Annotated in this window: 20 protein-coding genes; 10 read left to right on the top strand and 10 right to left on the bottom strand. The window is 57.9% G+C overall.

Translation table 11 applies throughout. The features are described 5' to 3' along the window. Positions 1–3: 3 nt before the first annotated feature. Both dprA and plsY read right to left on the bottom strand, forming a co-directional pair. A complete protein-coding gene (gene dprA, locus LKO31_RS14125) occupies positions 4–1,176 on the bottom strand; it encodes a DNA-processing protein DprA (RefSeq protein WP_227691179.1) in 1,173 nt (390 codons plus the stop codon). Positions 1,177–1,179: 3 nt separating this feature from the next. Then, on the bottom strand, positions 1,180–1,791 hold the full coding sequence (gene plsY / locus LKO31_RS14120; RefSeq protein WP_227691178.1) for a glycerol-3-phosphate 1-O-acyltransferase PlsY: 612 nt from the start codon (positions 1,789–1,791) through the stop codon (positions 1,180–1,182). 114 nt (positions 1,792–1,905) lie between these two features. On the opposite strand from plsY, the gene murI reads away from it, so the two are divergent. Both murI and hemA read left to right on the top strand, forming a co-directional pair. Next, a complete protein-coding gene (gene murI / locus LKO31_RS14115; RefSeq protein WP_227691177.1) occupies positions 1,906–2,715 on the top strand; it encodes a glutamate racemase in 810 nt (269 codons plus the stop codon). A gap of 182 nt (positions 2,716–2,897) precedes the next feature. Continuing rightward, positions 2,898–4,112, top strand: a complete 1,215-nt coding sequence (gene hemA / locus LKO31_RS14110; protein WP_227691268.1) for a 5-aminolevulinate synthase — start codon at positions 2,898–2,900, stop codon at positions 4,110–4,112. A gap of 85 nt (positions 4,113–4,197) precedes the next feature. On the opposite strand, the gene LKO31_RS14105 is transcribed toward hemA, so the two are convergent. After that, entirely contained in the window at positions 4,198–4,629 is a 432-nt protein-coding gene (locus LKO31_RS14105; protein WP_227691176.1) for a hypothetical protein, read from the bottom strand. Positions 4,630–4,815: 186 nt separating this feature from the next. Between LKO31_RS14105 and LKO31_RS14100 the strand changes: the two genes are divergently transcribed. The 7 genes from LKO31_RS14100 (at position 4,816) to LKO31_RS14070 (ending at position 11,779) form a co-directional block, all read left to right on the top strand. After that, a complete protein-coding gene (locus tag LKO31_RS14100) occupies positions 4,816–6,024 on the top strand; it encodes a saccharopine dehydrogenase family protein (protein WP_227691175.1) in 1,209 nt (402 codons plus the stop codon). A gap of 106 nt (positions 6,025–6,130) precedes the next feature. After that, on the top strand, positions 6,131–6,481 hold the full coding sequence (locus tag LKO31_RS14095; RefSeq protein WP_227691174.1) for a DMT family protein: 351 nt from the start codon (positions 6,131–6,133) through the stop codon (positions 6,479–6,481). A 25-nt stretch (positions 6,482–6,506) separates the two neighbouring features. Continuing rightward, entirely contained in the window at positions 6,507–7,679 is a 1,173-nt protein-coding gene (locus tag LKO31_RS14090) for a carboxynorspermidine decarboxylase (RefSeq protein ID WP_227691173.1), read from the top strand. A 348-nt stretch (positions 7,680–8,027) separates the two neighbouring features. Continuing rightward, positions 8,028–9,221 (top strand): type III PLP-dependent enzyme, encoded by a 1,194-nt coding sequence (locus LKO31_RS14085; protein ID WP_227691172.1) that lies wholly within the window; start codon positions 8,028–8,030, stop codon positions 9,219–9,221. 416 nt (positions 9,222–9,637) lie between these two features. Beyond that, positions 9,638–10,789 (top strand): CaiB/BaiF CoA transferase family protein, encoded by a 1,152-nt coding sequence (locus LKO31_RS14080; protein WP_227691171.1) that lies wholly within the window; start codon positions 9,638–9,640, stop codon positions 10,787–10,789. 92 nt (positions 10,790–10,881) lie between these two features. Next, positions 10,882–11,313, top strand: a complete 432-nt coding sequence (locus LKO31_RS14075) for an MAPEG family protein (protein ID WP_227691170.1) — start codon at positions 10,882–10,884, stop codon at positions 11,311–11,313. A gap of 34 nt (positions 11,314–11,347) precedes the next feature. Further along, positions 11,348–11,779 carry an MAPEG family protein gene (locus LKO31_RS14070; protein WP_227691169.1) on the top strand — a complete coding sequence of 144 codons (432 nt, stop codon included), beginning with the start codon at positions 11,348–11,350 and terminating at the stop codon, positions 11,777–11,779. Between the two features lie 28 nt (positions 11,780–11,807). Here LKO31_RS14070 and LKO31_RS14065 read toward each other — a convergent pair whose 3' ends face one another. The 7 genes from LKO31_RS14065 to LKO31_RS14035 all read right to left on the bottom strand — a co-directional run bounded on the left by LKO31_RS14065 (position 11,808) and on the right by LKO31_RS14035 (position 21,505). Continuing rightward, a complete protein-coding gene (locus LKO31_RS14065) occupies positions 11,808–13,010 on the bottom strand; it encodes a class I SAM-dependent RNA methyltransferase (RefSeq protein ID WP_227691168.1) in 1,203 nt (400 codons plus the stop codon). A 1-nt stretch (position 13,011) separates the two neighbouring features. Further along, a complete protein-coding gene (locus tag LKO31_RS14060; RefSeq protein ID WP_227691167.1) occupies positions 13,012–14,436 on the bottom strand; it encodes an NAD(P)H-hydrate epimerase in 1,425 nt (474 codons plus the stop codon). A gap of 133 nt (positions 14,437–14,569) precedes the next feature. Then, positions 14,570–16,426: a dihydroxy-acid dehydratase gene (gene ilvD, locus LKO31_RS14055; protein ID WP_227691166.1), complete on the bottom strand. Its 1,857-nt coding sequence runs from the start codon at positions 16,424–16,426 to the stop codon at positions 14,570–14,572. Positions 16,427–16,479: 53 nt separating this feature from the next. Continuing rightward, the gene (locus LKO31_RS14050; RefSeq protein ID WP_227691165.1) at positions 16,480–17,223 is read right to left on the bottom strand and encodes an N-formylglutamate amidohydrolase; all 744 of its coding nucleotides are present in this window, start codon (positions 17,221–17,223) and stop codon (positions 16,480–16,482) included. Positions 17,224–17,294: 71 nt separating this feature from the next. Beyond that, positions 17,295–18,146, bottom strand: a complete 852-nt coding sequence (locus LKO31_RS14045; protein WP_227691164.1) for a 4-(cytidine 5'-diphospho)-2-C-methyl-D-erythritol kinase — start codon at positions 18,144–18,146, stop codon at positions 17,295–17,297. A gap of 25 nt (positions 18,147–18,171) precedes the next feature. Continuing rightward, entirely contained in the window at positions 18,172–19,827 is a 1,656-nt protein-coding gene (locus tag LKO31_RS14040) for a tetratricopeptide repeat protein (protein WP_227691163.1), read from the bottom strand. A gap of 22 nt (positions 19,828–19,849) precedes the next feature. Then, positions 19,850–21,505, bottom strand: a complete 1,656-nt coding sequence (locus LKO31_RS14035) for an electron transfer flavoprotein-ubiquinone oxidoreductase (protein ID WP_227691162.1) — start codon at positions 21,503–21,505, stop codon at positions 19,850–19,852. Positions 21,506–21,651: 146 nt separating this feature from the next. On the opposite strand from LKO31_RS14035, the gene LKO31_RS14030 reads away from it, so the two are divergent. Then, positions 21,652–22,428, top strand: a complete 777-nt coding sequence (locus tag LKO31_RS14030; protein WP_227691161.1) for a uracil-DNA glycosylase family protein — start codon at positions 21,652–21,654, stop codon at positions 22,426–22,428. Positions 22,429–22,430 lie beyond the last annotated feature (2 nt).

Raw genomic sequence — 22,430 nt, 5'->3', positions numbered from 1 at the left:
ACATCAGCCGATCAACGACACCCGCGCGCCCGCATGTCGTTCTATTCGCCCTGCTAATTCCAAATCCAAAATCACGCTTTGCACCACCGCGCTATCCCCGCCCGACTGGCGCACCAATTCATCCATGCTCACCGCCACGCTGCCTAATAAAGCGGTAATCTGTTCCGCCATGCTTGGGCTAGCGGACGTATCGACCATATCATTCGCGCCCACCGCCTTCGCTGACGCCGCCCCCCAATCCATTTCGGCCTGCCGCTTTGGTTCCGCCCACCCCGTAGGGGAAAACATCTGCCGCCGGTCGGTCATGCGCGCATCGATGGGCCGAAGCAACGCCAACACATCCTCGGCATTTTGTATCAAATTCGCCCCATCTTGGATCAAGCGATTACAGCCCTGCGCCCGTGGGTCCATCGGCGACCCCGGCACCGCCATCACGTCGCGCCCAAACTCCCCCGCTTGCCGCGCGGTAATTAACGACCCCGATTTGGGGGCCGCTTCCACCACCAATGTCGCCATCGTGCTACCCGCAATAATCCGGTTGCGCGCAGGAAATTGCCGCGCATTGGCCTGTGTCCCCATCGGATATTCGCTGATCAACAAATGCTCGTCGCCAATACGCTCCTGCAACGCCGCATTTTCTGGCGGAAAGCTGATATCCATGCCGCTGCCAATCACCGCCGCGGTACCGCCGTTCAGCGCGCCGATATGTGCTGCCGTATCCACCCCCCGCGCCAAGCCGCTCACCACGCTCACACCAGCATCGCTCAGCTCATGCGCCATCTGCCGCGCAAAGCGGCACGCCGCCGCTGACGCATTGCGCGCCCCAATAATCGCCACGCTGGGCCGCGCCAAAATCTCCGCCCGCCCTTTCACAATCAATACCGGCGGCGGCACATCCACTTGTTTTAAATAAGCCGGATAATCATCCTCATCATAAAAAATATGGCGGGCTCCCACTTCGGAAACCCGCCGCATTTCTTGATCAATATCCTGCTCACTGGCCAATGGCCCCGACACTTGGCCGCGCCGATGCACAGCCCCCCGCCATTGGTGCCGCCATTGATATAGGGCCTCGGTGCCGCTGCCCCATCGCTGCATCGATTGATGCCAACCGACCGGCCCGATACCCGAACTGCGGATCAACCGCAGTCTGGCAATGCGCTCCCCCCCGTTCATCGCCTACCCCTTTGATGCGCCCACACGCGGCTCCGTTCCGGCGCGCAGCCGTGCAATATTCTCGCTATGCCTACGCAGCACAATCAGCGCCAAACCCGCCAAGCCCGCCGCAAACACCATATTCCCCATCACCAGCGCCGCAATCGGCGCCGACACCGCGCCCAACATGCCGCCCAGCGACGAAATGCGGAACATCACCACTGTTGCCACCCATACCAACGCAAAGACCAGCCCAATCGGCCAAGCCAGCGCCGCGCTGACACCCAACAGGGTGGCGACACCCTTGCCGCCCTTAAACTTCAGCCAAATGGGGTAACAATGGCCAATCATCGCCGCCGCACCCGCAATCATCGCGGCATGGTCGCCCAATTCCGGCACAAAATGCGGCGCCAGCACCACTGCCACCGCGCCTTTCAATCCGTCGAGCACCAATGTCGCGGCCGCCAAGCCCTTGCGCCCCGTCCGCAGCACATTGGTCGCGCCAATATTGCCCGACCCAATTTGTCGCAAATCGCCCGCGCCGAACAAGCGCGTCAACACCACGCCAAAGGGAATGGAGCCAAGCAAATAGCCCGCCACAAATAAAATCAGGATCAACAAAGCGGAACTGGACATGGCTCACCGGAATCAAAAATGAAAAAATCTGTGCTGCTTTTGGCGCGAAGCAGGCCGCACGGTCAATGTTGCGCTTGCTGGCCTTGCGCTGTTTCGCCTATAGTTTCCACCATTATGGGTCAATTTCCTGCCGCTGACGCGCCACTTTTATTCTTCGACAGCGGCCTTGGCGGCCTAACCGTGCTGGAAAAGGCACGAAAACTCCTGCCCAACGCGCCCATCATCTATGCCGCTGACTATGCGGGCCTGCCTTATGGCGAAAAAAGCGAAGCCATGCTCGCCGCCCGCGTCCCCGCTCTGCTGGGCCGGCTTGTCGAACGCTATCAACCCCGTTTGGTGGTCATCGCTTGCAACACCGCATCCACCATCGCGCTGACCCATGTTCGCGCCGCGCTGGACGTACCCATCGTTGGCACGGTCCCCGCCATCAAACCCGCCGCCGAACAAAGCCGCACCGGTGTCATCGGCGTGCTCGGCACCGCCGCTACGGTCCGCCAACCCTATGTTGACGACCTCAGCGCCCAATATGCCGCCAACCAATTGGTGCTTCGCCACGGCAGCCCCGAATTGGTTGTCGCCGCCGAAGCCAAGCTTCACGGCCTGCCTGTTGACCCCGCCGCCATCCAAAGCGCGGTGGACGGCCTGCGCCGCCAAAATGGTGGTGACAATCTGGATATTGTCGTGCTGGCCTGCACCCATTTCCCGCTGCTGGCTCCAGAATTGCAACAGGCTTTTGGTCCTGATGTTCGCCTCATTGACGGGTCAGACGGCATCGCACGGCGCATCGCCTATCTCACCCAAGGCCAATCATGGCCCGCCAACCCAAGCGGCGGTGTGGCCGTTTTCACCAAAAGCGACACCCATATTCTGCCGCCACTGGACAGCCTGCGTCCTTTTGGAATTGATTCGATGGATATCATCTAACCCGCCCAATATCTTATCTTTCCTTCATTTTACTGACATTTTGGTCAGCAAAAATATCACTCCCCCTCGTCCAACGCCTAATTGCGACATGTTTGCACTGGATTCCTTGGGAATTCATGGGTATTGACGCGGGCGACGCTGCAAATTTGGCGCCATGTACCGACCATGGACGGGGCTGCATTGTGAACTATAACGATATTTTCGCTCGTGCTATCGACCGCCTTCACGAAGAAGGCCGCTACCGCGTTTTCATCGACATTTTGCGGAATAAAGGCGCGTTTCCGAACGCCCGCTGTTTCGCTGGCCACAATGGGCCTAAACCCATCACCGTATGGTGCTCCAATGACTATTTGGCGATGGGCCAACATCCCAAGGTCATCACGGCCATGGAAGATGCGCTGCACGATGTCGGCGCCGGTTCCGGTGGCACCCGCAACATTGGCGGCAACACCCATTATCACGTCGATCTGGAATTTGAACTTGCCGACTTGCACGGCAAAGAAGGCGCGCTGCTGTTCACCTCTGGCTATATCAGCAACGAAGCCACGCTGGGCACGCTGGGCAAACTCTTGCCCAACTGCATCATTTATTCCGACGAACTGAACCACGCCTCGATGATCGCGGGCATTCGCAACAGCAATTGTGAAAAGCGCGTCTGGCGTCACAACGACCTCGCGCACCTCGAAGAATTGCTGGCCGCTGACGATCCCTCTGCGGCCAAGCTGATCGCCTTTGAAAGCGTCTATTCGATGGACGGCGACGTCGCCCCCATTCACGCCATTTGCGATTTGGCCGAAAAATATAATGCCCTGACATATTGCGACGAAGTTCATGCCGTTGGCATGTATGGCCCACGCGGCGGCGGTATCACCGACCGTGACGAGGCCGCAAGCCGCGTCACCATCATTGAAGGCACGCTGGGCAAGGCCTTTGGCGTCATGGGCGGCTATATTGCCGCTGACAAAAATATCATCGACGTCATCCGCAGCTATGCCCCCGGCTTCATCTTCACCACCAGCCTGTCACCGGTATTGGTCGCGGGCGTGCTGGCCAGCGTGCGTCACCTCAAATCCTCCAGCGAAGAACGGGACGCGCAACAAGCGGCTGCGGCTTTTCTGAAACAAAGCTTCCGCGACGCCGGCCTTCCGGTGATGGACAGCACCACCCACATCGTCCCCTTGATGGTCGGCGACCCTGTCCGCGCCAAGAAAATCAGCGACATTTTGCTGGCCGAATATGGCGTTTACGTCCAGCCCATCAACTTCCCAACCGTGCCGCGCGGCACCGAACGCCTGCGCTTCACGCCGGGGCCATCGCATACGCAAGACATGATGACCGAGCTGACACAGGCCCTCAGCGAAATTTGGGAACGACTGGCCCTTCAAAAGGCCGCCTAAACCTTCGGCGACCCGATATATTCCAAAAAGGGCGGACCTGCGGCTCCGCCCTTTTTTCATGCCCGCGTCAATGACGTAAACAGCCTCAATCGCGGCAATATCCCTCGCCATCTTTCACCATCAAACAATCTTGCTTGCCCGCCAGATATTTCAGCCCCGTTTCCTCTCCGCTGCTCCGCCGCAACAACAGCGGCTCCGTTCCGCGCGTAAATTTTATGCCATGCTCGCTATCGCGCCCGACAAACTCCCCTTCATTCTCAAGGTCATATCGCATCACCAAGCGGTAGTTTTCCGACGTCGTCGGCGCAATATCCACATACATACCCTCCACGCCCGTCCACCGACCCGCCCACGCTGCAAAACGGTGCGGACTGCTTGCGTTCACGGGCGCCTTCGTTCCCTTTGTCACGGCGGCCTCTTGCGGTGACGCCTTATTTTCCGGCGCATCAGACGCGTCACAAGCAGCCAAAGTCAGTCCGCCAACAGTCATAGCGCACAGATATTTCCATTTCAGCATTTCGGCCCTCCTTCTGTTTCAAGAAAGCAATGCACAAGCCACCAGATGTTTCCCGCCGCGATAAAAATGACGGACTGCCCGCAAAAGGAACAAAGTCGCCGCGCGACCCTTTGTATCTCACACAGCTTTCTACTATAGGCCCCGCAATGAAGTTTGAACTGCACGGGCAGTTACAGGAGATAATGAATGACCAAGGTTTTGGTGATCGGCGCTGGCGGCGTCGGTTCGGTGGCAGTGCACAAGATGGCGATGAACGCGGATATCTTCCCCGACATCACCTTGGCCAGCCGCCGCAAATTCAAATGCGACGACATCGCCGCCAGCGTGCTAACCCGCACCGGCGTCACCATCAAAACCGCACAGGTTGATGCCGATAATGTCGCAGAAACCGCTGCCCTCATCCGCGAAATCGGCGCAACCCATGTCGTCAACCTTGCGCTGCCTTACCAAGATCTGACGATCATGGACGCCTGCCTCGAAACCGGCGCGCACTATCTCGACACCGCAAACTACGAACCACGCGACGAAGCGAAGTTCGAATATCATTGGCAATGGGCTTATCAAGACCGCTTCAAGGAAGCTGGCCTGATGGCGCTGCTGGGTTCGGGCTTCGACCCTGGTGTCACCAGCGTGTTCACCTGCTACCTGAAAAAACATCATTTCGACCGTATCGACACGCTCGATATCTTGGATTGCAACGGCGGCGACCATGGCCAGCACTTCGCAACCAACTTCAACCCAGAAATCAACATCCGCGAAGTCACCGCGGTTGCCCGTCACTGGGAAAATGGCGACTGGGTCGAAACCCCGCCCATGTCGGTGAAGCAAGAGTTTGATTTCGAACAGGTCGGCCCGAAGAATATGTACCTCATGTACCATGAGGAAATCGAAAGCCTGAAAACCCACCTACCCGAAATCAAGCGCATCCGCTTCTGGATGACCTTCGGCGATGCTTATATCCAGCACCTCACCGTGCTGCAAAATATCGGCATGACCCGCATCGATCCGGTGATCTACGAAGGCAAGGAAATCATTCCGCTTCAGTTCCTCAAGGCTGTTCTTCCCGAACCCTCCAGCCTCGGTGAAACCACCAAGGGCAAGACCAACATCGGCGTTATCGCAACCGGCATCGGTAAGGATGGCAAGGAAAAGACCTTGTATCTCTACAACATCTGCGATCATGAAGATGCCTATGCCGAAACCGGCAACCAAGCTGTCAGTTACACCACCGGCGTTCCTGCCATGATCGGCACCGCCATGATGGTGACGGGCACGTGGAGCGGCGAAGGCGTGTTCAACATCGAACAAATGGACCCAGATCCCTTCATGGACATGCTGAACAAGCATGGCCTGCCATGGCAAATCAAGGAATTGGACGCACCGCTCAGCTTCTAATCCGCAAGATTTCGCGTGCGGGCGGGACGGCGTATCTCACGCTTCCCGCCCGCATTGCGTTCATGCTACCCAGCGTAACACCCCAGCCAACAGCGGACATCATGCCATGACAGCCTATCTTCTCCCCATCGGCCTGCTGTTTATCTCCAACATCTTCATGACCTTCGCTTGGTATGGCCATTTGGGCGATATCTCGCGCCCCGTATGGTTCGCCATCCTTATGGCATGGGGCATCGCCTTCTTCGAATATTGCCTTGCCGTTCCCGCCAACCGCATGGGAAGCAGTGTTTATTCCACGGCACAGTTGAAAACCATGCAAGAGGTCATCACATTGATCGTCTTCGCAGGCTTCGCTACCTTCTGGCTGGGCGAAAAATTAACCGTCAATCATTTGATCGGTTTTTTGTTCATCGCCGCAGGTGCCTTCTTCATTTTCAAAGGCCCTATCTCGGCCTGACACAGACTAAGCAGGATAAGTGACTATGGAAACGCGTGCCGGTGACCCCGGGGCCTTCGCCAATTTCGACCTCCACCGCGTGCCATCGCCCGCCTTTGTGGTGGATGCCGCCAAAGTCCGCGCCAACCTCGCGGTGCTACGCCATATTGGCGACGCGTCGGGCGCGAAAGTTTTGGCGGCGCTCAAGGCCTTCTCTATGTGGTCGCTCGGCAGCACGGTTGCCGAATATCTCGACGGCGTCTGCGCTTCGGGCCTTTACGAAGCGCGCCTTGGCCGCGAAGAATATGGCGGCGAAGTCGCCACCTATTGCGCGGGCTATAAGGAATCCGACCTGCCCGAAATCGCTGCGCTGTCCGATCATCTGATCTTCAACTCCCCCGGCCAAATCGCCCGTTTCCGTCCCTTGCTCGATCAATTGCGCGCTAATAGCGCAACATTCGACATCGGCCTGCGCCTCAATCCGATGCACAGCGAAGGCGAAGTGCCAAAATATGACCCAGCCGCCCCGTGCAGCCGCTTGGGCCATCCCATCTCCCAGCTTCGCCCAGAACATCTGGACGGCGTCGATGGCGTGCATATGCACAGCCTGTGCGAACAAGATTTCCCGCCGTTGCTGCGCACATGGGCATCGGTCAAACCCCAACTCGCGCCTTATTTCGGCCAACTCAAATGGATCAACTTTGGTGGTGGCCACCATGTCACCCGCTCCGACTATCAAATCGATGAGCTGATCACCTTTTTGAAGCAAGTTCAGGCTGATACCGGCTGCGAGGTGATGATTGAGCCCGGCGAGGCCGTTGCGCTGGACGCGGGCATTTTGGTCGGTGAAATCCTCGACCTGTTCGAAAATGGCATGCCGATCGGCATCACCGATATTTCCGCCACCTGCCATATGCCCGACGTGATCGAGGCCCCCTATCGCCCCGCCATGCTCGGCGAAGAAGATGGCGCGCCCGTCACCCGCCTTGGTGGCCCAAGCTGCCTCGCGGGCGATGTGATCGGCGATTACGCCCTGCCCGGCGGCGCACAAATCGGCGGGCGCTTCGCCTTCCTCGATCAAGGCCATTATTCGATGGTCAAAACCAACACATTCAACGGTGTACCACTGCCCGCCATCTGGCTGTGGGACAGCGAAACTGATGAGCTGCGCGAAGTCGCCAGCTTTGATTATGCGGATTTCAAATCCCGACTCAGCTAGGCCTTCTCCCCCATAAAATGACACACGCCCACAAGGCCAACCACATGGGCGTGTGCCACCCCTTCTGATGCGTCACTTTTTTTGTCATTTCTGCGCATTTTGCCTGTCATGCGGACAACATCGCCAAACATGGCTGATTTTCGGGCTTTTTATCGGCCTCGCGCCATCAAAACATTCCAGAACACGCCGCTAAAGCATCATAAAATGGCGGAAATTCCAATAAAAATTCACAGAAACACTTTACATCAAAATCGACCGACCATATATGCGCGACCGCTGCCCCAGGGGGACTTCCAATAACCGCAAGGCAGCCTTTGTTCGTTTAACTACCTTTGGGGGTCCCTTGCGTTGCATCAGCATCATAGCGCCTTCGGGCTGATTCAGGCATCTTCGCCAGTTGAACCTGTAACCCTCGTCCGCCCACATGCGGCGCGGCGGGCTGCACGTTTCTTCATCGAACGTTTTCCGGGAACGACCATGTATGCGGTCAAGGCGAATCCGTCGCCTGACCTGCTGCTCGTTCTGTGGGATTCCGGCGTAACCCATTATGACGTCGCCTCTATCGCAGAGGTGCGCTTGGTGAAACGCACGCTGCCTGACGCGACTTTATGCTTCATGCACCCCGTCAAAGCCGAAGAAGCTGTCCGCGAAGCCTATCACAAGCATGGCGTCCGCACCTTCTCGCTCGACACGATGGATGAATTGGAAAAGATCGTGCGCGCCACCAATGGTGCCCAAGATCTGAACCTGCTTGTGCGTCTGCGCGTATCTTCTGATCACAGCAAGCTCAGCTTGGCTTCAAAATTCGGCGCGGACCCAGCGGACGTCACCGAATTGCTGATGGCCACCCGTCAGGCCGCGGACGCCCTTGGCATCTGCTTCCATGTCGGCAGCCAAGCCATGAGCCCACACGCCTATGCCCAAGCGATGGAACGCGTCCGTGCGGCCATTGTCGCGGCATCGGTGACGGTGGATATTGTCGATGTTGGCGGCGGTTTCCCATCCTCCTATCCGGGCATGGAACCACCCCCGCTCGATGCATATTTTGACACCATCCACCGCAGCTTCGAAAGCCTGCCAATCAGCTATTCGGCTGAATTGTGGTGCGAACCGGGCCGTGCCTTGTCGGCGGAATATAGCAGCCTGATCGTCCGCGTCGAAAAGCGTCGCGGCGACATTCTCTATATCAACGATGGGGCCTATGGTGCCTTATTCGACGCGGCCCATGTCAACTGGCGCTTCCCTGTCAATCTTTTGCGTAGTTCAGAAGAAGGTACGGAAACCACCGCATTCAGCTTCTATGGCCCCACCTGCGACGATATCGACCATATGGAAGGTCCCTTCTATTTGCCGAACGATATCAAAACGGGTGATTTCATCGAAATCGGTATGCTCGGTGCCTATGGCTGCGCCATGCGGACCCAGTTTAACGGCTTTGGTTCCGAAGAAACCCACGTCGTCAGCGACGAACCAATGACCAGCCTCTATACCGGCGAAGTCGAACCGGAACGCCGCACGGCAACGGTCACGAAGATTTTCTAAGCTTCGTCATCGACACTGGCATTTTCAACAGGGGCCGCTCCATCACCATGGCGCGGCCCCTTTGTTGTTACGCGCGCCTATCGTCGAAATACATTCAAAATTGTTTCTCATCCCACTGTTATAAAGTAATTTTTCTATCGATCCCACATCGTCCTTATCACAGGCACCCACTTCCCCCCATTCCCAGCAGTTTCGGCGCATCACGCCAGCACTGGATCAGCAATGGACATGCCGCCAAAGGACAGGCAGACTGAAAATAGGGGAAGCGCATGGCGCGACGTTGGGGATATTCCGCCGCAAAACGCCGATGCATCTTCCCTTGCTGTCCCTTGGCTCGCGCCGGTTCAGCAATGGCATCAGGCGGACATAAGACCTGCCGATACCGCAAAGAGAGAGAGGAACCCCAGGCGATGTCCATGCTCAATGGAATTAAAGTCATTGATTTAACGACAGTTATTTTTGGCCCCTATGCCACACAAATGCTGGCCGATATGGGAGCAGAGGTTATCAAGGTAGAAACCCCAAATATCGGCGACGTATCGCGCTATTTGGGCAGCGGCAAAAACGGCGACGCCACCATGGGGTCCATCCATTTAACCGTCAATCGCGGCAAACAATCCATCGCCCTTGACCTGAAAAACCCCGAAGACGCTGATGTTTTACGCGCATTGATTGTGGACGCCGATGTTTTCGTCCACAATGTCCGCGCAAAAGCGATTGAACGGCTGGGCTTTTCCTACGAATCCGTCAAAGCCATCAAACCCGACATCATCTATATGCATGCCACGGGTTTTGGACAGGACGGCCCCTATGCCGACCTTCAGGCCTATGATGACGTCATCCAAGCCGCCACGGGCACCGCCAGCCTGCTGCCCCGCGTCGATGGTCATGACCGCCCCCGCTATCTCCCCTCGCTCATCGCGGACAAGGTCGCTGGCCTTTATGGCGCACAGGCCATCTTAGCGGCCATTGTTCACAAACTTCGCACGGGCGAGGGACAAGCCGTTGAAGTTCCGATGTTTGAATGTTTCACATCCTTCATGATGACCGAACATTTGCGCGACGCCACCTTGGTTCCGCCCATCGGCCCCGCCGGATATCCGCGCCAATTGGACCCCACGCGCCAGCCTTTCCCAACCCAAGACGGCTATATGGCCATTGTTCCTTATACCGCCGAATCGATGGTGCGTATCTTGGGCCTGATCGGCAGCAACGACCTCATGGCCACGCCCGAATTTGCCAAAGCCTATGAAGATGGCACGGTATTTTCCTTAGTTTACACCGAAATTTCCAAAAAGACACCGCAGCATAGCACAGCGGAGTGGATGGAAATTTTCGCGGCCAACGACATTCCCGCCATGCCAGCACGCGATTTGGCGGATGTGCCACAAGACCCCCATCTTCAAGCCATTGGCTATTTTCAACAACGTGAGCATCCCGTCGTCGGCAGCTTTTTGGAAAGCCGCCCACCAGTCAAATTTGGCGCGGCGCCGCACGCCCCCTTGGGCTTCGCCCCGCGCCTCAACGAAGATGGCCCACGCCTCCGCGCCAAGGCTGCCAGCATGTAAGAAAGCGCATAAACATAAGATAAATTATCAAATCTTACGCCTGACAGGCCATACAATAGGCTGGTTCGGCAAATATATGAGGGGGAATATATATGCCAACCAGCCTGCTTGCACCCGCAGCCATATTGGCGCTGTGGACACTGATCATGCTCATTTGGCTTGGCGTCTCACGCTTCAGCGCCATTGCACGCTCGGGCGTCGATGTTAAAAATGCACCACCCGGCGGACGCGGCCAAGATCTCGAAGCTATTTTACCGCCACAGGCCAATTGGAAAAGACATAATTACAGTCACTTACTGGAACAACCTGTTTTATTTTATGCGGTCATTCTCTGCCTTCACCTATCCGGCGGCACCAGTGATCTGACCCGCTATCTGGCATGGGCCTATGTCGCTCTGCGGATCATCCACAGCCTGTGGCAAGCCACCACCAACCGCATTCCAGTGCGCCTCATGCTGTTTACATTGTCAACCATCTGCCTGTTCGCACTCACAATTTTGGCGGTGGTCACAACCATGGGGTGATATCCAATATTTTAACACCATAAGGGAGGGGTATATGAACGATCACAGCATTTTGGGGCCTGTCGCCTTGCTTGGCCTCTGGTCCATGCTCATGTGGATATGGATGTATGCCGTGCGCATACCCGCCATGCAGCGCGCCAAAATCGACGCCAAAAATCTGGTCGGCACCACGGGCCGCAATCTCGATGATGCCCTGCCGCCACAGGTCCAGTGGAAAGCGCATAATTACAATCATTTGATGGAACAACCGACGGTCTTTTACGCCATCTGTCTGGCGTTGGCGATTGCGGGCATGGGGGGCGGCCTGAACACCCAATTGGCATGGGCTTATGTCGTTCTGCGCATCCTGCACAGCTTGGTACAAGCCACCGTCAACCGCGTCATGTGGCGCTTCTTATTGTTCGCCTTGGGCAGCCTGTCCTTGCTTGGCCTGTGCATCAATGCGGTGCGGGGCTTGCTACTCTAACCCCCGCACCAATCATCATTTTTTCGCTTCAGGGACGCGAAAAACGGGCGGCCAGTTCCACATGGGTAGACCAACGGAACTGGCCAACCGGCTGCACCCAATCCAAGCGATAACCGCCATCCACCAATATTTTGGCATCCCGCGCAAAGCTGGCGGGATTGCAGCTAACATAGGCCAGCACCGGCATAGCCGAAGCCGCCAATTCCTTCACCTGCTCCTCTGCGCCTGCGCGCGGCGGATCAATCACCACCGCGCCAAATTTTTCCAACTCGGCGGGCACCAACGGACGGCGGAACAAATCGCGATGCTCACTCGCCACCAGCGCCCGCGCGCGGTTCACCGCGCTGGTCAACGCCCCAATGGCATCCCGCGCCCCTTCGGCGGCATAGACTTTGCGCCCCTCGGCCAATGACAAAGCAAATGTCCCAACGCCGGCAAATAAATCGGCCACCGCGCCCGCATCGCCCACCGCTTCGCGCACCGCCGCCACCAACGCCGCCTCACCCGACAAGGTCGCCTGCAAAAAGGCAAAGGGTGGCACTTCCACGCTAATATCGCCAAAGGTCATAGTCGGCACTTCGGGTTGCCAGACCACTTCCAGCCCATCCCCTTGGTCGATCGCCAAACGCGCCAAACGATGATCAGCCGCAAAATCCTGCAATCCCATCGCAGCGTCCAGCCCCTCGGCCTTCACGCCTTCCAAAATCACTTCCGCCCCTTGGTCAACCAGTTGCAATTTGACCTTCACAGGGCGGCGCTGCGGCGCAATTTTGTCCAGCAACTGGCGCAAAGGCGCAATCAGCGCGAACAATTCCGGTGCCAATAATGGGCACATGCGCATGTCGACAATCTGGTTGCTCTTTTCGGCATTAAAGCCAATCGCCACCTGTTTCCCGCTCTTCAGCGCGGTCAGCGACGCACGGCGACGCGACGCAGGGGCCGACAAAAAGGCTGGTCGCACCTCGCCCGCTTCCACCAATTGGCCCGCCAATGCGCCGACCACACGGTCGCGCACAAATTCCGCCAAGGCCGGCTCCGCCACATGCTGCAACTGACAGCCGCCGCATTTGCCAAAATGGCGGCATGGCGGCGTCGCACGGTTCGGCCCTTCTTCCAAGCGGCCATCATCATGCAAAATATCGCCTGGCACAGCGCCCGCAACATAGCGTCCATCCGCCGTCGCGCCGTCACCGCGCGCCGCGATACGTTCTATGATCGCGCCCTGTGTCATTTCAAATCCTTATCATATCATCCGCTATCAGGCCGGGGCCTATACGCTGGGCGCAGCGAATATGCCAGCGCACAGCATCCACCGCCGCCTGAAAAGCATCGCCGCCGCGCGCCAGCATCGCCGCGGTCGCCCCCGCCAGCACATCCCCCGTCCCCGCGCTGGCCAACCAAGGCGACCCCGGCCATGCCGCACAAAGCCGCCCGTCTGGCGCAGAAATCACCAAATCCGCGCCCTTATAAATCACCACCGCACCCGAAAAAGCCGCCGCGCGGCGCGCCCGATCCATCTTATTCTCGGTCGCGTCGCCCCCAATATTCAGCCCCAGCACCGCGCCAAAGGCCCGCTGAAACTCACCCTCATGCGGCGTCATCACCATGCGCCGTCGGCCCACATCACGCCCCTGCGCCCCAATATGGCCCAAGGCCACATCAATCGCCGCCGCATCCAACACAAAATCCAAGCCGCTATCCCACAGTTCCGCGACGTCCTGCCGCAAAGCCTCCCCATCCGGATAGCCCGCGCCAATCACCGCCGCACCAACCCGCTTGTCTTGGTATCGCGCCGAAAATCGCTCCCGATCCTCCGTGATAATCGCATCATATGGCGGGGTGCCATTGCGCGCTGCATCACCCCCGCGCATCACGACATATCCTGCCCCCGCACGCATCGCAGCCCCCGCACAAAGCCTCGCCGCGCCGCCCATCGGCCCGCTCGCCACCAACACCATTCCCCGCGTGAATTTATGGGCATCATGGCTTGGCGCCGCGACCACCGCGCCGCCCAAGCCTATGCTGCGGGCGCGGCTGGCCCACGCCCCTTTCTCGCCCAAATCATCATAGTATATCTGCCCGCACCATGCCGCGCTGGGTTGCAAGACATGGGCTGGCTTCAACGCCCCCAACGCCACCGTCACATGCGCGGGCCAGATCGGCGCCCAATCCGCCACACCGTCTGCATCTACGCCGCTTGGCACATCCACCGATATCACCCGCGCGGCACCCAGCGGGGCCAACATCTGCCGCAACTCCGTATCCAGCGGGCGGCTCATCCCCACACCGAACAAGGCATCCACCATCACCGCAGGGCGCAGCAACGCGGCATCGGCCAAGTCCAGCACCGCGCCGTCCCAGCCTTGCCGCGCTGCGCGGGCCAAATCCGTCTTGGCTGGCCCCAGCGCCGCCACCGTCACATCAACGCCCCGCGCTGCCAATATGCGCGCCGCAACATATCCGTCGCCGCCATTGTTACCCGTGCCGCACAAGATTAAAATGGGCCGTCCCGCCGCCACCCGCCACGCAGCATCGGCCACAGCGCGCCCCGCCCGTTCCATCAACAGGCTCAGCGACGTTCCGCGCTTCGTGCAGACATGTTCCGCCGCGCGCATCGCATCAACGGTCAAAATCGGGGCATCTGCAGGCATCATCATGCCCCCAGCCTAAATCGCCCAGCCCCGTTAAACCAGCAAAGTTACGAAACCGGCAAAAGAAAAGGAGCGCTGACCACCGCCAACGCCCCCTTTTTCTTTTCGCCGCGCTATCCGCGCTGCCGAAGCACCAACCTCAGCTACGCTTCAACTGGCTCAGGTCGCGCACCGCGCCGCGCGCCGCACTTGTCGTCATCGCCGCATAGGCTTGCAGCGCCAATGATACCTTGCGCGGACGCTCGGCCTCTGGCTGCCATGCCTTGTCACCCTTGGCTTCCATCGCCGCACGGCGCGCCGCCAATTCGCTGTCCGGAACAACCAAGGTGATGCTACGGTTCGGAATATCGATCTCGATGGTGTCACCCACCTCAACCAGCGCAATCGCGCCGCCTTCCGCCGCTTCTGGCGATACATGACCAATGGACAAGCCCGACGTGCCGCCCGAAAAACGTCCATCGGTGATCAGCGCACAAGCCGCGCCCAATCCCTTGGATTTCAAATAGCTGGTCGGATACAGCATTTCCTGCATACCCGGCCCGCCCTTTGGCCCTTCATAGCGGATAACCACCACATCACCCGCTTCCACTTGTCCCGTCAAAATGGCGGTCACAGCGGCGTCTTGGCTTTCATAAACTTTGGCAGGGCCCGTGAACTTCAAAATCTTCTCGTCCACACCGGCGGTTTTCACAATGCACCCGTCCAGCGCGATATTGCCGTTCAACACCGCAATACCGCCATCCTTGCTGAACGCATGGTCCACGCTGCGGATCACGCCATTTTCGCGGTCCATATCCAAGGCGTCCCAGCGGCGATTTTGGCTAAACGCCGTCTGCGTCGGGACACCGCCCGGCGCCGCCAAAAAGAATGTCTGCACATCCGCATCATTGGTGCGCGTAATATCCCATTTGTTCAGCGCATCACCCAAGGTCGCACTATGGACAGTCGGCAAATGCGCGTGCAGCAATCCGCCCCGCTCCAACTCACCCAAAATCGACATGATGCCGCCCGCACGGTGCACATCTTCCATATGCACGTCCGCCTTGGCGGGCGCGACCTTGGACAGGCAGGGCACCTTGCGCGACAAGCGGTCAATATCCGCCATGGTAAAATCCACACCCGCTTCATGCGCCGCCGCCAACAAATGCAGCACGGTATTGGTCGAACCACCCATAGCAATGTCCAAAGACATCGCATTTTCAAACGCTTCAAAGCTGGCGATGGTGCGCGGCAACACGCTTTCATCATCCTGCTCATAATAACGGCGGGCCATTTGTACGATCATCGCACCAGCGCGCAGGAACAAGCCCTTACGGTCCGCATGGGTGGCCAATTGCGATCCATTGCCAGGTAAGGACAGGCCCAAGGCCTCGGTCAAACAGTTCATCGAATTGGCGGTGAACATGCCAGAACAGCTACCACAGGTTGGGCAAGCCGAACGCTCAATCTCGGCGACTTCCTCGTCGCTATAGCTTTCATCGGCGGCGGCCACCATGGCGTCCACCAAATCCAGCGCGACTTCCTTGCCCTTCAATACTACTTTGCCGGCTTCCATCGGACCACCGGATACAAAGATCACGGGAATATTGATGCGCAGCGCGGCCATCAGCATACCAGGCGTGATTTTGTCACAGTTGGAAATGCACACCATCGCATCGGCGCAGTGGGCGTTGACCATATATTCGACGCTATCGGCAATTAAGTCACGGCTGGGCAAGCTATACAGCATCCCATCATGACCCATGGCGATGCCATCGTCGACCGCAATGGTGTTAAATTCCTTGGCCACGCCGCCCGATTTTTCAATCTCGCGCGCCACCATCTGGCCCAAATCCTTCAAATGGACGTGACCAGGCACAAATTGGGTAAAGCTGTTAACGACCGCGATAATCGGCTTGCCAAAATCGCTATCCTTCATACCCGTCGCGCGCCATAGCCCGCGAGCACCGGCCATATTGCGGCCATGGGTGGTCGTCCGTGAACGATAAGAAGGCATGAAACAGTCTCCGAGAAATATTATTTCATAAAAATTTGATGCCGCTTACAATGCTATGGCACAATTTTCAACGTCGCATTCGCACACATACGGCCCAATCGCTCGGCCCACAGGCGAAAATCATCGCCGCTTGCCACCAAATCCTGCCGCAGCTCAATCCCTATATAGGGAATGTCATTCCCTTCCGCATGGCGGTTCATCGTCGCATTTAATATTTTTCCACTATAGGGCAGCTGGTCGCCGACATTCAGCCCTTCGGCCTGCAACGCCGCAATCGCGGGCGCGGCCAAGCGATCATCTTCATTATATAGCACACCGACATGCCATGGCCGCTGCTGCGACGGGTCGCTTCCCAAGGCGGGTGTAAAGCTGTGTAATGACAAGATCATGGCGGGCCGAACTTCATCCAAAATATCCGAAATTTTGTCATGATAGGGCGTGAAAAACCGCGCCACCCGCTCCGCGCGTTGCGCGTCATCCAGCCGGTTTCCCAATATCTCATGGCCGTCGCTGACCATCGGGATCAAGCCTGCGGCGTCCACATCGCGGTTGGCATCCAACACCAACCGCGACACACCGCCCAATATCGCGGCGTCAGCATGGCCACCAGCGACCATCTGCGCCGCCACATCTGCCACGCCAATATCCACGGCAATATGTTGGTCCAACAATGCCGGATCAATGCCCAAGTCGATATCATCGGGAACTTTGGCGGACGCATGGTCCGAAATCACCAAGATGCCGCCCTTTTTTGGGGTTCCCAGCACCGTCCAAGCTTCGGCGCTCTCGCTTATCATATCCATCATCATTCACTCACCACCGACGCTTCACGGCTCATATCATATCATCCCATCGCGCCCCGCGATTTTCATCGCAGCACGCCCGAACAGCGCCACCAATGCGGATGATGCGACGCCAAATGGGCAGCAGCAGCATCGCGATCAGCGGCGGAATCGAACAAGGCAAAACATGTCCCACCCGAACCCGACATACGCGCCAGCCACGGCTTTAACCCGCCCAAAACCGTCAATATCTCCGCTACGGCTGGGCATTGCGCGATGGCGGGTCGCTGCAAATCATTGCGCGCCGCCAGTAACGCCCCGCGCATATCCTGCCCCACAAATAACGGACCTCGGTCCATCTGGTCCCACGCCTTGAAAATCGGCCCTGTCGCCACCGGCTGGCGCGGGTTCACCAACAAAATCGGTATCCCCGACACATTGACATGCGTCGCAGGCTGCAAGTCCGCACCCGTCCCCATACCGATACAGGTTTCACTATCCACACAGGCTGCAACATCCGCGCCCAAGGGGGCGACCAAGTGCCGAAGCGGCACGCGCCCTATATCGGGCAAGAAATGGTCTCGTACCAAGCGCGCCATCGCGGCGGCGTCCGCCGACCCACCACCAATACCCGCCGCCACCGGCAAATTTTTGGTCAAATGGACTGCCACGGGCGGCACCAGCCCTGCTCCGCCCGCGCTGCGCAAAATCCGCAGCGCCTGCATCACCAAATTGTCGGCGTCCGCCGCCAAGCCCTCAGCAAATTCCCCATCAATGACCAGACGGTCCTGATCTGAAATTTCAATTGTTAAATCATCACCTTGGTCAACAAAAGCAAAAATTGTCTCAAGTTCATGATAGCCGTCATCGCGCCGCGCCCTTATGTGCAGCGCCAAATTAACCTTTGCCCATGCTGTGCCGCGCATCACCGCTGTCATGCCGCCATCCTTTTGGCCAAGCCCGTCATGGCGCGGCCGTTTCCGCCGTCAATCCATCGCGCAATTTGGCTTCCAAGCGGCCCCGCATATCGGCATCGGCCAGAAAATCTGCCGCCCGCCACATGTTGCGCGCTTCAAACCGGCGTCCGACAATCCAATAGGCATCGCCCAAATGCTCGCCAATCACCGCATTGCCGCTTTGTCCGCGCCATGCCTGCTCCAACAAGGGAACCGCTTCCTCATGCTGCCCTAACAGATGATAAGCCCAGCCCAAGGAATCGATAATGCTCGCATTTGTCGGTTCCAATTCAGCCGCTTTGGCAATCATCTTCAGCGATTGATTTAAGTCCTTGCGCCGTTCAATGGCCGAATATCCCGCAAAATTCAGCACGGATGCATCATTGGGGGCCAAAGCCACCGCTCGCTCGACCAAGGGATAAACATCGTCCCACGGCTGATTTTTCAACCGCAAATCCGCCAGAGCCACCAAAATCAGTGCTTCCAACTGCGGCTCATCGCCCGTGGCCGTCAAATTTGCCAGCAATCGGCTCAGCGCCTGATCACTTTTCGCCGGATCGCCCAATTTGCGTACAAAATCCGTGTGCCGCACCAGCAAATCACGCCCAACATTGGGGCTGGCCACCGCCAAGTCGGCCGCTTGCATGGCCGCGCGCTCATCACCCATCTCCAGCAAAACTTCGGCACGGACCAAATGCATCAAGGGCGGAACAGGTCCCTTCACCGTCAGCACCCGCAACGCATCTTGAAACCGGCTCAGCGACCGCAAATCCTCGGCCAAGGTCAGGCGCGCGCCCATATGTTCCGGTGCCAATTCCACGGCCGACCGCGCCAATGTCTCGCCAAAGGGCGATGGCATATCCGCCACGCGGCTAAAGCTTGCCGCCATGGGCGCAAACCAACTCGCGACGCCCGCGGCCGCGGTTCTCACGCGCCGTTCCGGTAACATTTGCGATGGGTCATGCGCCGCAGGGTCCATAATCGGCACCCGCAGCCTCAGGCTTTCGGCCTCGTCGACCAACTTCGCCGCGCGCAATTCGATGACCAATTGCGCCGCCGCCAATTGGCTGATGCGATCCGATGGCCGCAGCGCCGCCGCAACCTCGGCCGCGCCGCGCTTGTCGCCCAGCGCCAACAACATCAACCCTTCATGCGCCCGCATCGACGGATGCACAATGTTGCGGTCCTTGGGCATGGCCGCCACAACGCCCGCACGGTCCTTGCGCCCCACCGCAATCCAGCCGCGCAAAATGGGCGCAAACATGCGCTCCCACTCGCGTTTTTGCGGGTCATCCAACGCCTCAACCGTCAACTGGTCGGCGCTTTTCCAATCTTGCTTTTTGATCGCGGCGGTCAACAAAACCACTCGCGCATCAATCAAAACATTTCCGCTTTTCCAAAGCGATGCCGCATATCTTTCTGCCGAAACATAATCACCAGCCGCAAGCGCCTGATACATCATATTTTCTTGCAGATCTGGCAGGTCCGGCACCAACACCGCCAAGCGTTCCCACTCGGCCAATGCGCGGCGGGCGTCGCCCTCCTGCTCGGCCAGTTCGGCAGCCACCAACGCGCCCAGCGCCGCGCGGTCCACATCCACGGGCACATTTGCAGCCGAAGCCGCGACGGGGAATAAAATCACCCCCGCCGCGGCAACCGCCATCCATCCGTAAAGTGCGCGCGGCTTACATGTTCGGATAATTGGGACCACCGCCGCCTTCTGGCGTAACCCAATTAATATTCTGTGTTGGGTCCTTGATGTCACAAGTTTTACAATGGACGCAATTTTGTGCGTTGATAACAAGACGTGGATCGCCTTCTTCCTGACCAACAATTTCATAGACGCCAGCGGGGCAATAACGCTGTGCTGGTTCGTCATACATCGGCAAATTATATTCCACCGGAATGGACGGGTCCTTCAACTGAAGGTGAACCGGCTGATCTTCCTCATGGTTGGTGTTCGACAAGAACACCGACGACAAGCGATCAAAGGTCAACACGCCATCCGCCTTGGGATAATCGGGCTTGGGCATCATATCCGCGCGATACAGCGTTGTATTGTCGGGATGATGCTTCATGGTGAACGGCAATTTGATGCCGAAATTCTCCAGCCACATGGTGATGCCGCTCAACATCGTCCCCGCCAAGTCGCCATATTTTTCGACCAGCGGCAACACGTTGCGCACCACGCTCAGCTCTTTCTTGACCCAGCTTTCGTCATAAGCATCCTGATAAGCGCTCAGAACATCGCTGGTCCGGCCCGCTGTTACGGCAGCAAAGGCCGCTTCAGCGGCCATCATGCCCGACTTCATCGCCGTATGCGTACCCTTGATGCGCGGCACGTTCAAGAAACCAGCCGTGTCACCGATCAGCGCACCGCCGGGGAACGCCAAATGCGGAACCGATTGATATCCACCATCGCTAATCGCGCGGGCACCATAAGAAATGCGCTTACCGCCCTTCAAAATCTTGGCGATTTCAGGGTGGGTTTTCCATTTCTGCATTTCTTGGAATGGCGAAATATGCGGGTTGCGATAATTCAACCATGTCACAAAGCCCAAGGCCACCTGACCATTGGCCTGATGATACAGGAAACCGCCGCCATTGGCATGTTGGTCCAGCGGCCATCCTTGGGTGTGGATCACACGGCCCGGCGCATGCAGGGCAGGATCAATGTCCCACAATTCCTTGATACCAATACCATAAACCTGCGGCTCGCAATCCGCGTCCAATTGGAACTGCGGCTTCAGCATCTTGGTCAAATGGCCGCGCACACCCTCTGCAAAGAAGGTATATTTCGCATGCAATTCCAACCCAGGCGCATAATCGCCCTTGTGGGTGCCATCACGGGCAATACCCATATCACCGGTGGCAACGCCCTTCACGGACCCATCGTCATGGTATAAAATTTCCGCTGCGGCAAATCCGGGGAAAATTTCCACGCCCAGCCCCTCGGCCTGCTCCGCCAACCAACGGCATAAATTGCCAAGGCTACCCGTATAGGTGCCCTTGTTGTGCATAAAGCCAGGCGTCACAAAATGCGGCACCGACAGCTTTTTCTTGGCCGTCAAAACCCAGTGCTGATTATCATTGACCGCCACTTCCGCCAGCGGACAGCCCTGTTCCCGCCAATCGGGAATCAGTTCATCCAGCGAACGCGGGTCAATAACCGCCCCCGACAATATGTGGGCACCGACTTCGGAACCCTTTTCCAGCACACAGACCGACAGCTCGCTGCCAGCCTCATTTGCCAATTGCTTCAGGCGGATCGCTGCGGAAAGTCCTGCCGGACCAGCACCAACGATCACCACATCATAGGGCATCGATTCCCGTTCAACCACTGTCTGTCACCTTTCCATGCCGTCCCCGCGTCATCATATCATCGTAAGTGACGCTCATCTTGTCATGAAACGCGATGCCCGCCAATTGACGGTGTCGTCAACAGGGTGTTTGCATATTTCGCATGGGTGGGCCTAATATTTCTTCGATGGCATATAGCTATATTCACTGGTGGTCACTGGCGGGCGTCGATGCGCTTGTCGGCGAAAGCCCTGCTGGCTGGCTGGATGCTCGCCCTGTTAACAAGGCGCTAAACGACAATGCGCCCCCAAACAGCCAAGCGGCCCCCGCGCCCGAAGCGACACCGGTTGCTCTTCCCGAAATTCTTCAGAAAAAATCCGCTCCGACAGAAAAAGCAACCAATGAACCGGTCGTTTTTCCGTCAACATGGCCCGAGTTCCAGCAATGGCTGGCCTCTGACGACCATGTTCCCGGCACCCATTGGGACGGCAATCGGGTGCTCCCCGTGGGCCAAGTCGGGGCCAAATTGATGGTCATCGCCGCTTGGCCCGAACCGGAATGCCAACAAACCGGTGCCCTATATTGCGGGGACATGGGCTTGCTTCTGGACCGGATGCTGCGGGCCATCGGCCTCACCCGTGACGATTGCTATCTGGCGACCATGGCGATCACCCGCCCCGCTGGCGGGCGATGCAGCGCGCGCGACCTGCCGGAACTGGAACGCTTGATGCGGCACCACATCCAACTGGCCCGGCCCCAGCATATTTTGCTGCTAGGGCCAGACATTACGCGCATCATGACGCAACATAGCCTGACAGCCGCCCGTGGAAAAACACTGGAAGTCTGTATCAATGACGGCAATATAGCGACCGTGGCAGTACCGCACCCTGCCATATTGTTAAATCGCCCTGCTCAAAAGGCGGCGGCTTGGGACAGTTTGAAACTGTTCAGCGACAGGATTTGATC

This window comes from Sphingopyxis yananensis (assembly GCF_020687785.1).
Classification (GTDB): Bacteria; Pseudomonadota; Alphaproteobacteria; order Sphingomonadales; family Sphingomonadaceae; genus Sphingopyxis; species Sphingopyxis yananensis.
The sequence above is the reverse complement of the archived record's forward strand: the minus strand, read 5'-3'. Positions and strand labels throughout refer to the sequence as shown.

Excerpts from the sequence above, each read along its gene's own strand:
- dprA (WP_227691179.1), bottom strand. The coding sequence starts at position 1,176 with ATGAACGGGGGGGAGCGCATTGCCAGACTGCGGTTGATCCGCAGTTCG.
- plsY (WP_227691178.1), bottom strand. The coding sequence starts at position 1,791 with ATGTCCAGTTCCGCTTTGTTGATCCTGATTTTATTTGTGGCGGGCTAT.
- murI (WP_227691177.1), top strand. The coding sequence starts at position 1,906 with ATGGGTCAATTTCCTGCCGCTGACGCGCCACTTTTATTCTTCGACAGC.
- LKO31_RS14105 (WP_227691176.1), bottom strand. The coding sequence starts at position 4,629 with ATGCTGAAATGGAAATATCTGTGCGCTATGACTGTTGGCGGACTGACT.
- LKO31_RS14100 (WP_227691175.1), top strand. The coding sequence starts at position 4,816 with ATGACCAAGGTTTTGGTGATCGGCGCTGGCGGCGTCGGTTCGGTGGCA.
- LKO31_RS14095 (WP_227691174.1), top strand. The coding sequence starts at position 6,131 with ATGACAGCCTATCTTCTCCCCATCGGCCTGCTGTTTATCTCCAACATC.
- LKO31_RS14090 (WP_227691173.1), top strand. The coding sequence starts at position 6,507 with ATGGAAACGCGTGCCGGTGACCCCGGGGCCTTCGCCAATTTCGACCTC.
- LKO31_RS14080 (WP_227691171.1), top strand. The coding sequence starts at position 9,638 with ATGCTCAATGGAATTAAAGTCATTGATTTAACGACAGTTATTTTTGGC.
- LKO31_RS14075 (WP_227691170.1), top strand. The coding sequence starts at position 10,882 with ATGCCAACCAGCCTGCTTGCACCCGCAGCCATATTGGCGCTGTGGACA.
- LKO31_RS14070 (WP_227691169.1), top strand. The coding sequence starts at position 11,348 with ATGAACGATCACAGCATTTTGGGGCCTGTCGCCTTGCTTGGCCTCTGG.
- LKO31_RS14065 (WP_227691168.1), bottom strand. The coding sequence starts at position 13,010 with ATGACACAGGGCGCGATCATAGAACGTATCGCGGCGCGCGGTGACGGC.
- LKO31_RS14060 (WP_227691167.1), bottom strand. The coding sequence starts at position 14,436 with ATGATGATGCCTGCAGATGCCCCGATTTTGACCGTTGATGCGATGCGC.
- ilvD (WP_227691166.1), bottom strand. The coding sequence starts at position 16,426 with ATGCCTTCTTATCGTTCACGGACGACCACCCATGGCCGCAATATGGCC.
- LKO31_RS14050 (WP_227691165.1), bottom strand. The coding sequence starts at position 17,223 with ATGATAAGCGAGAGCGCCGAAGCTTGGACGGTGCTGGGAACCCCAAAA.
- LKO31_RS14045 (WP_227691164.1), bottom strand. The coding sequence starts at position 18,146 with ATGACAGCGGTGATGCGCGGCACAGCATGGGCAAAGGTTAATTTGGCG.
- LKO31_RS14040 (WP_227691163.1), bottom strand. The coding sequence starts at position 19,827 with ATGGCGGTTGCCGCGGCGGGGGTGATTTTATTCCCCGTCGCGGCTTCG.
- LKO31_RS14030 (WP_227691161.1), top strand. The coding sequence starts at position 21,652 with ATGGCATATAGCTATATTCACTGGTGGTCACTGGCGGGCGTCGATGCG.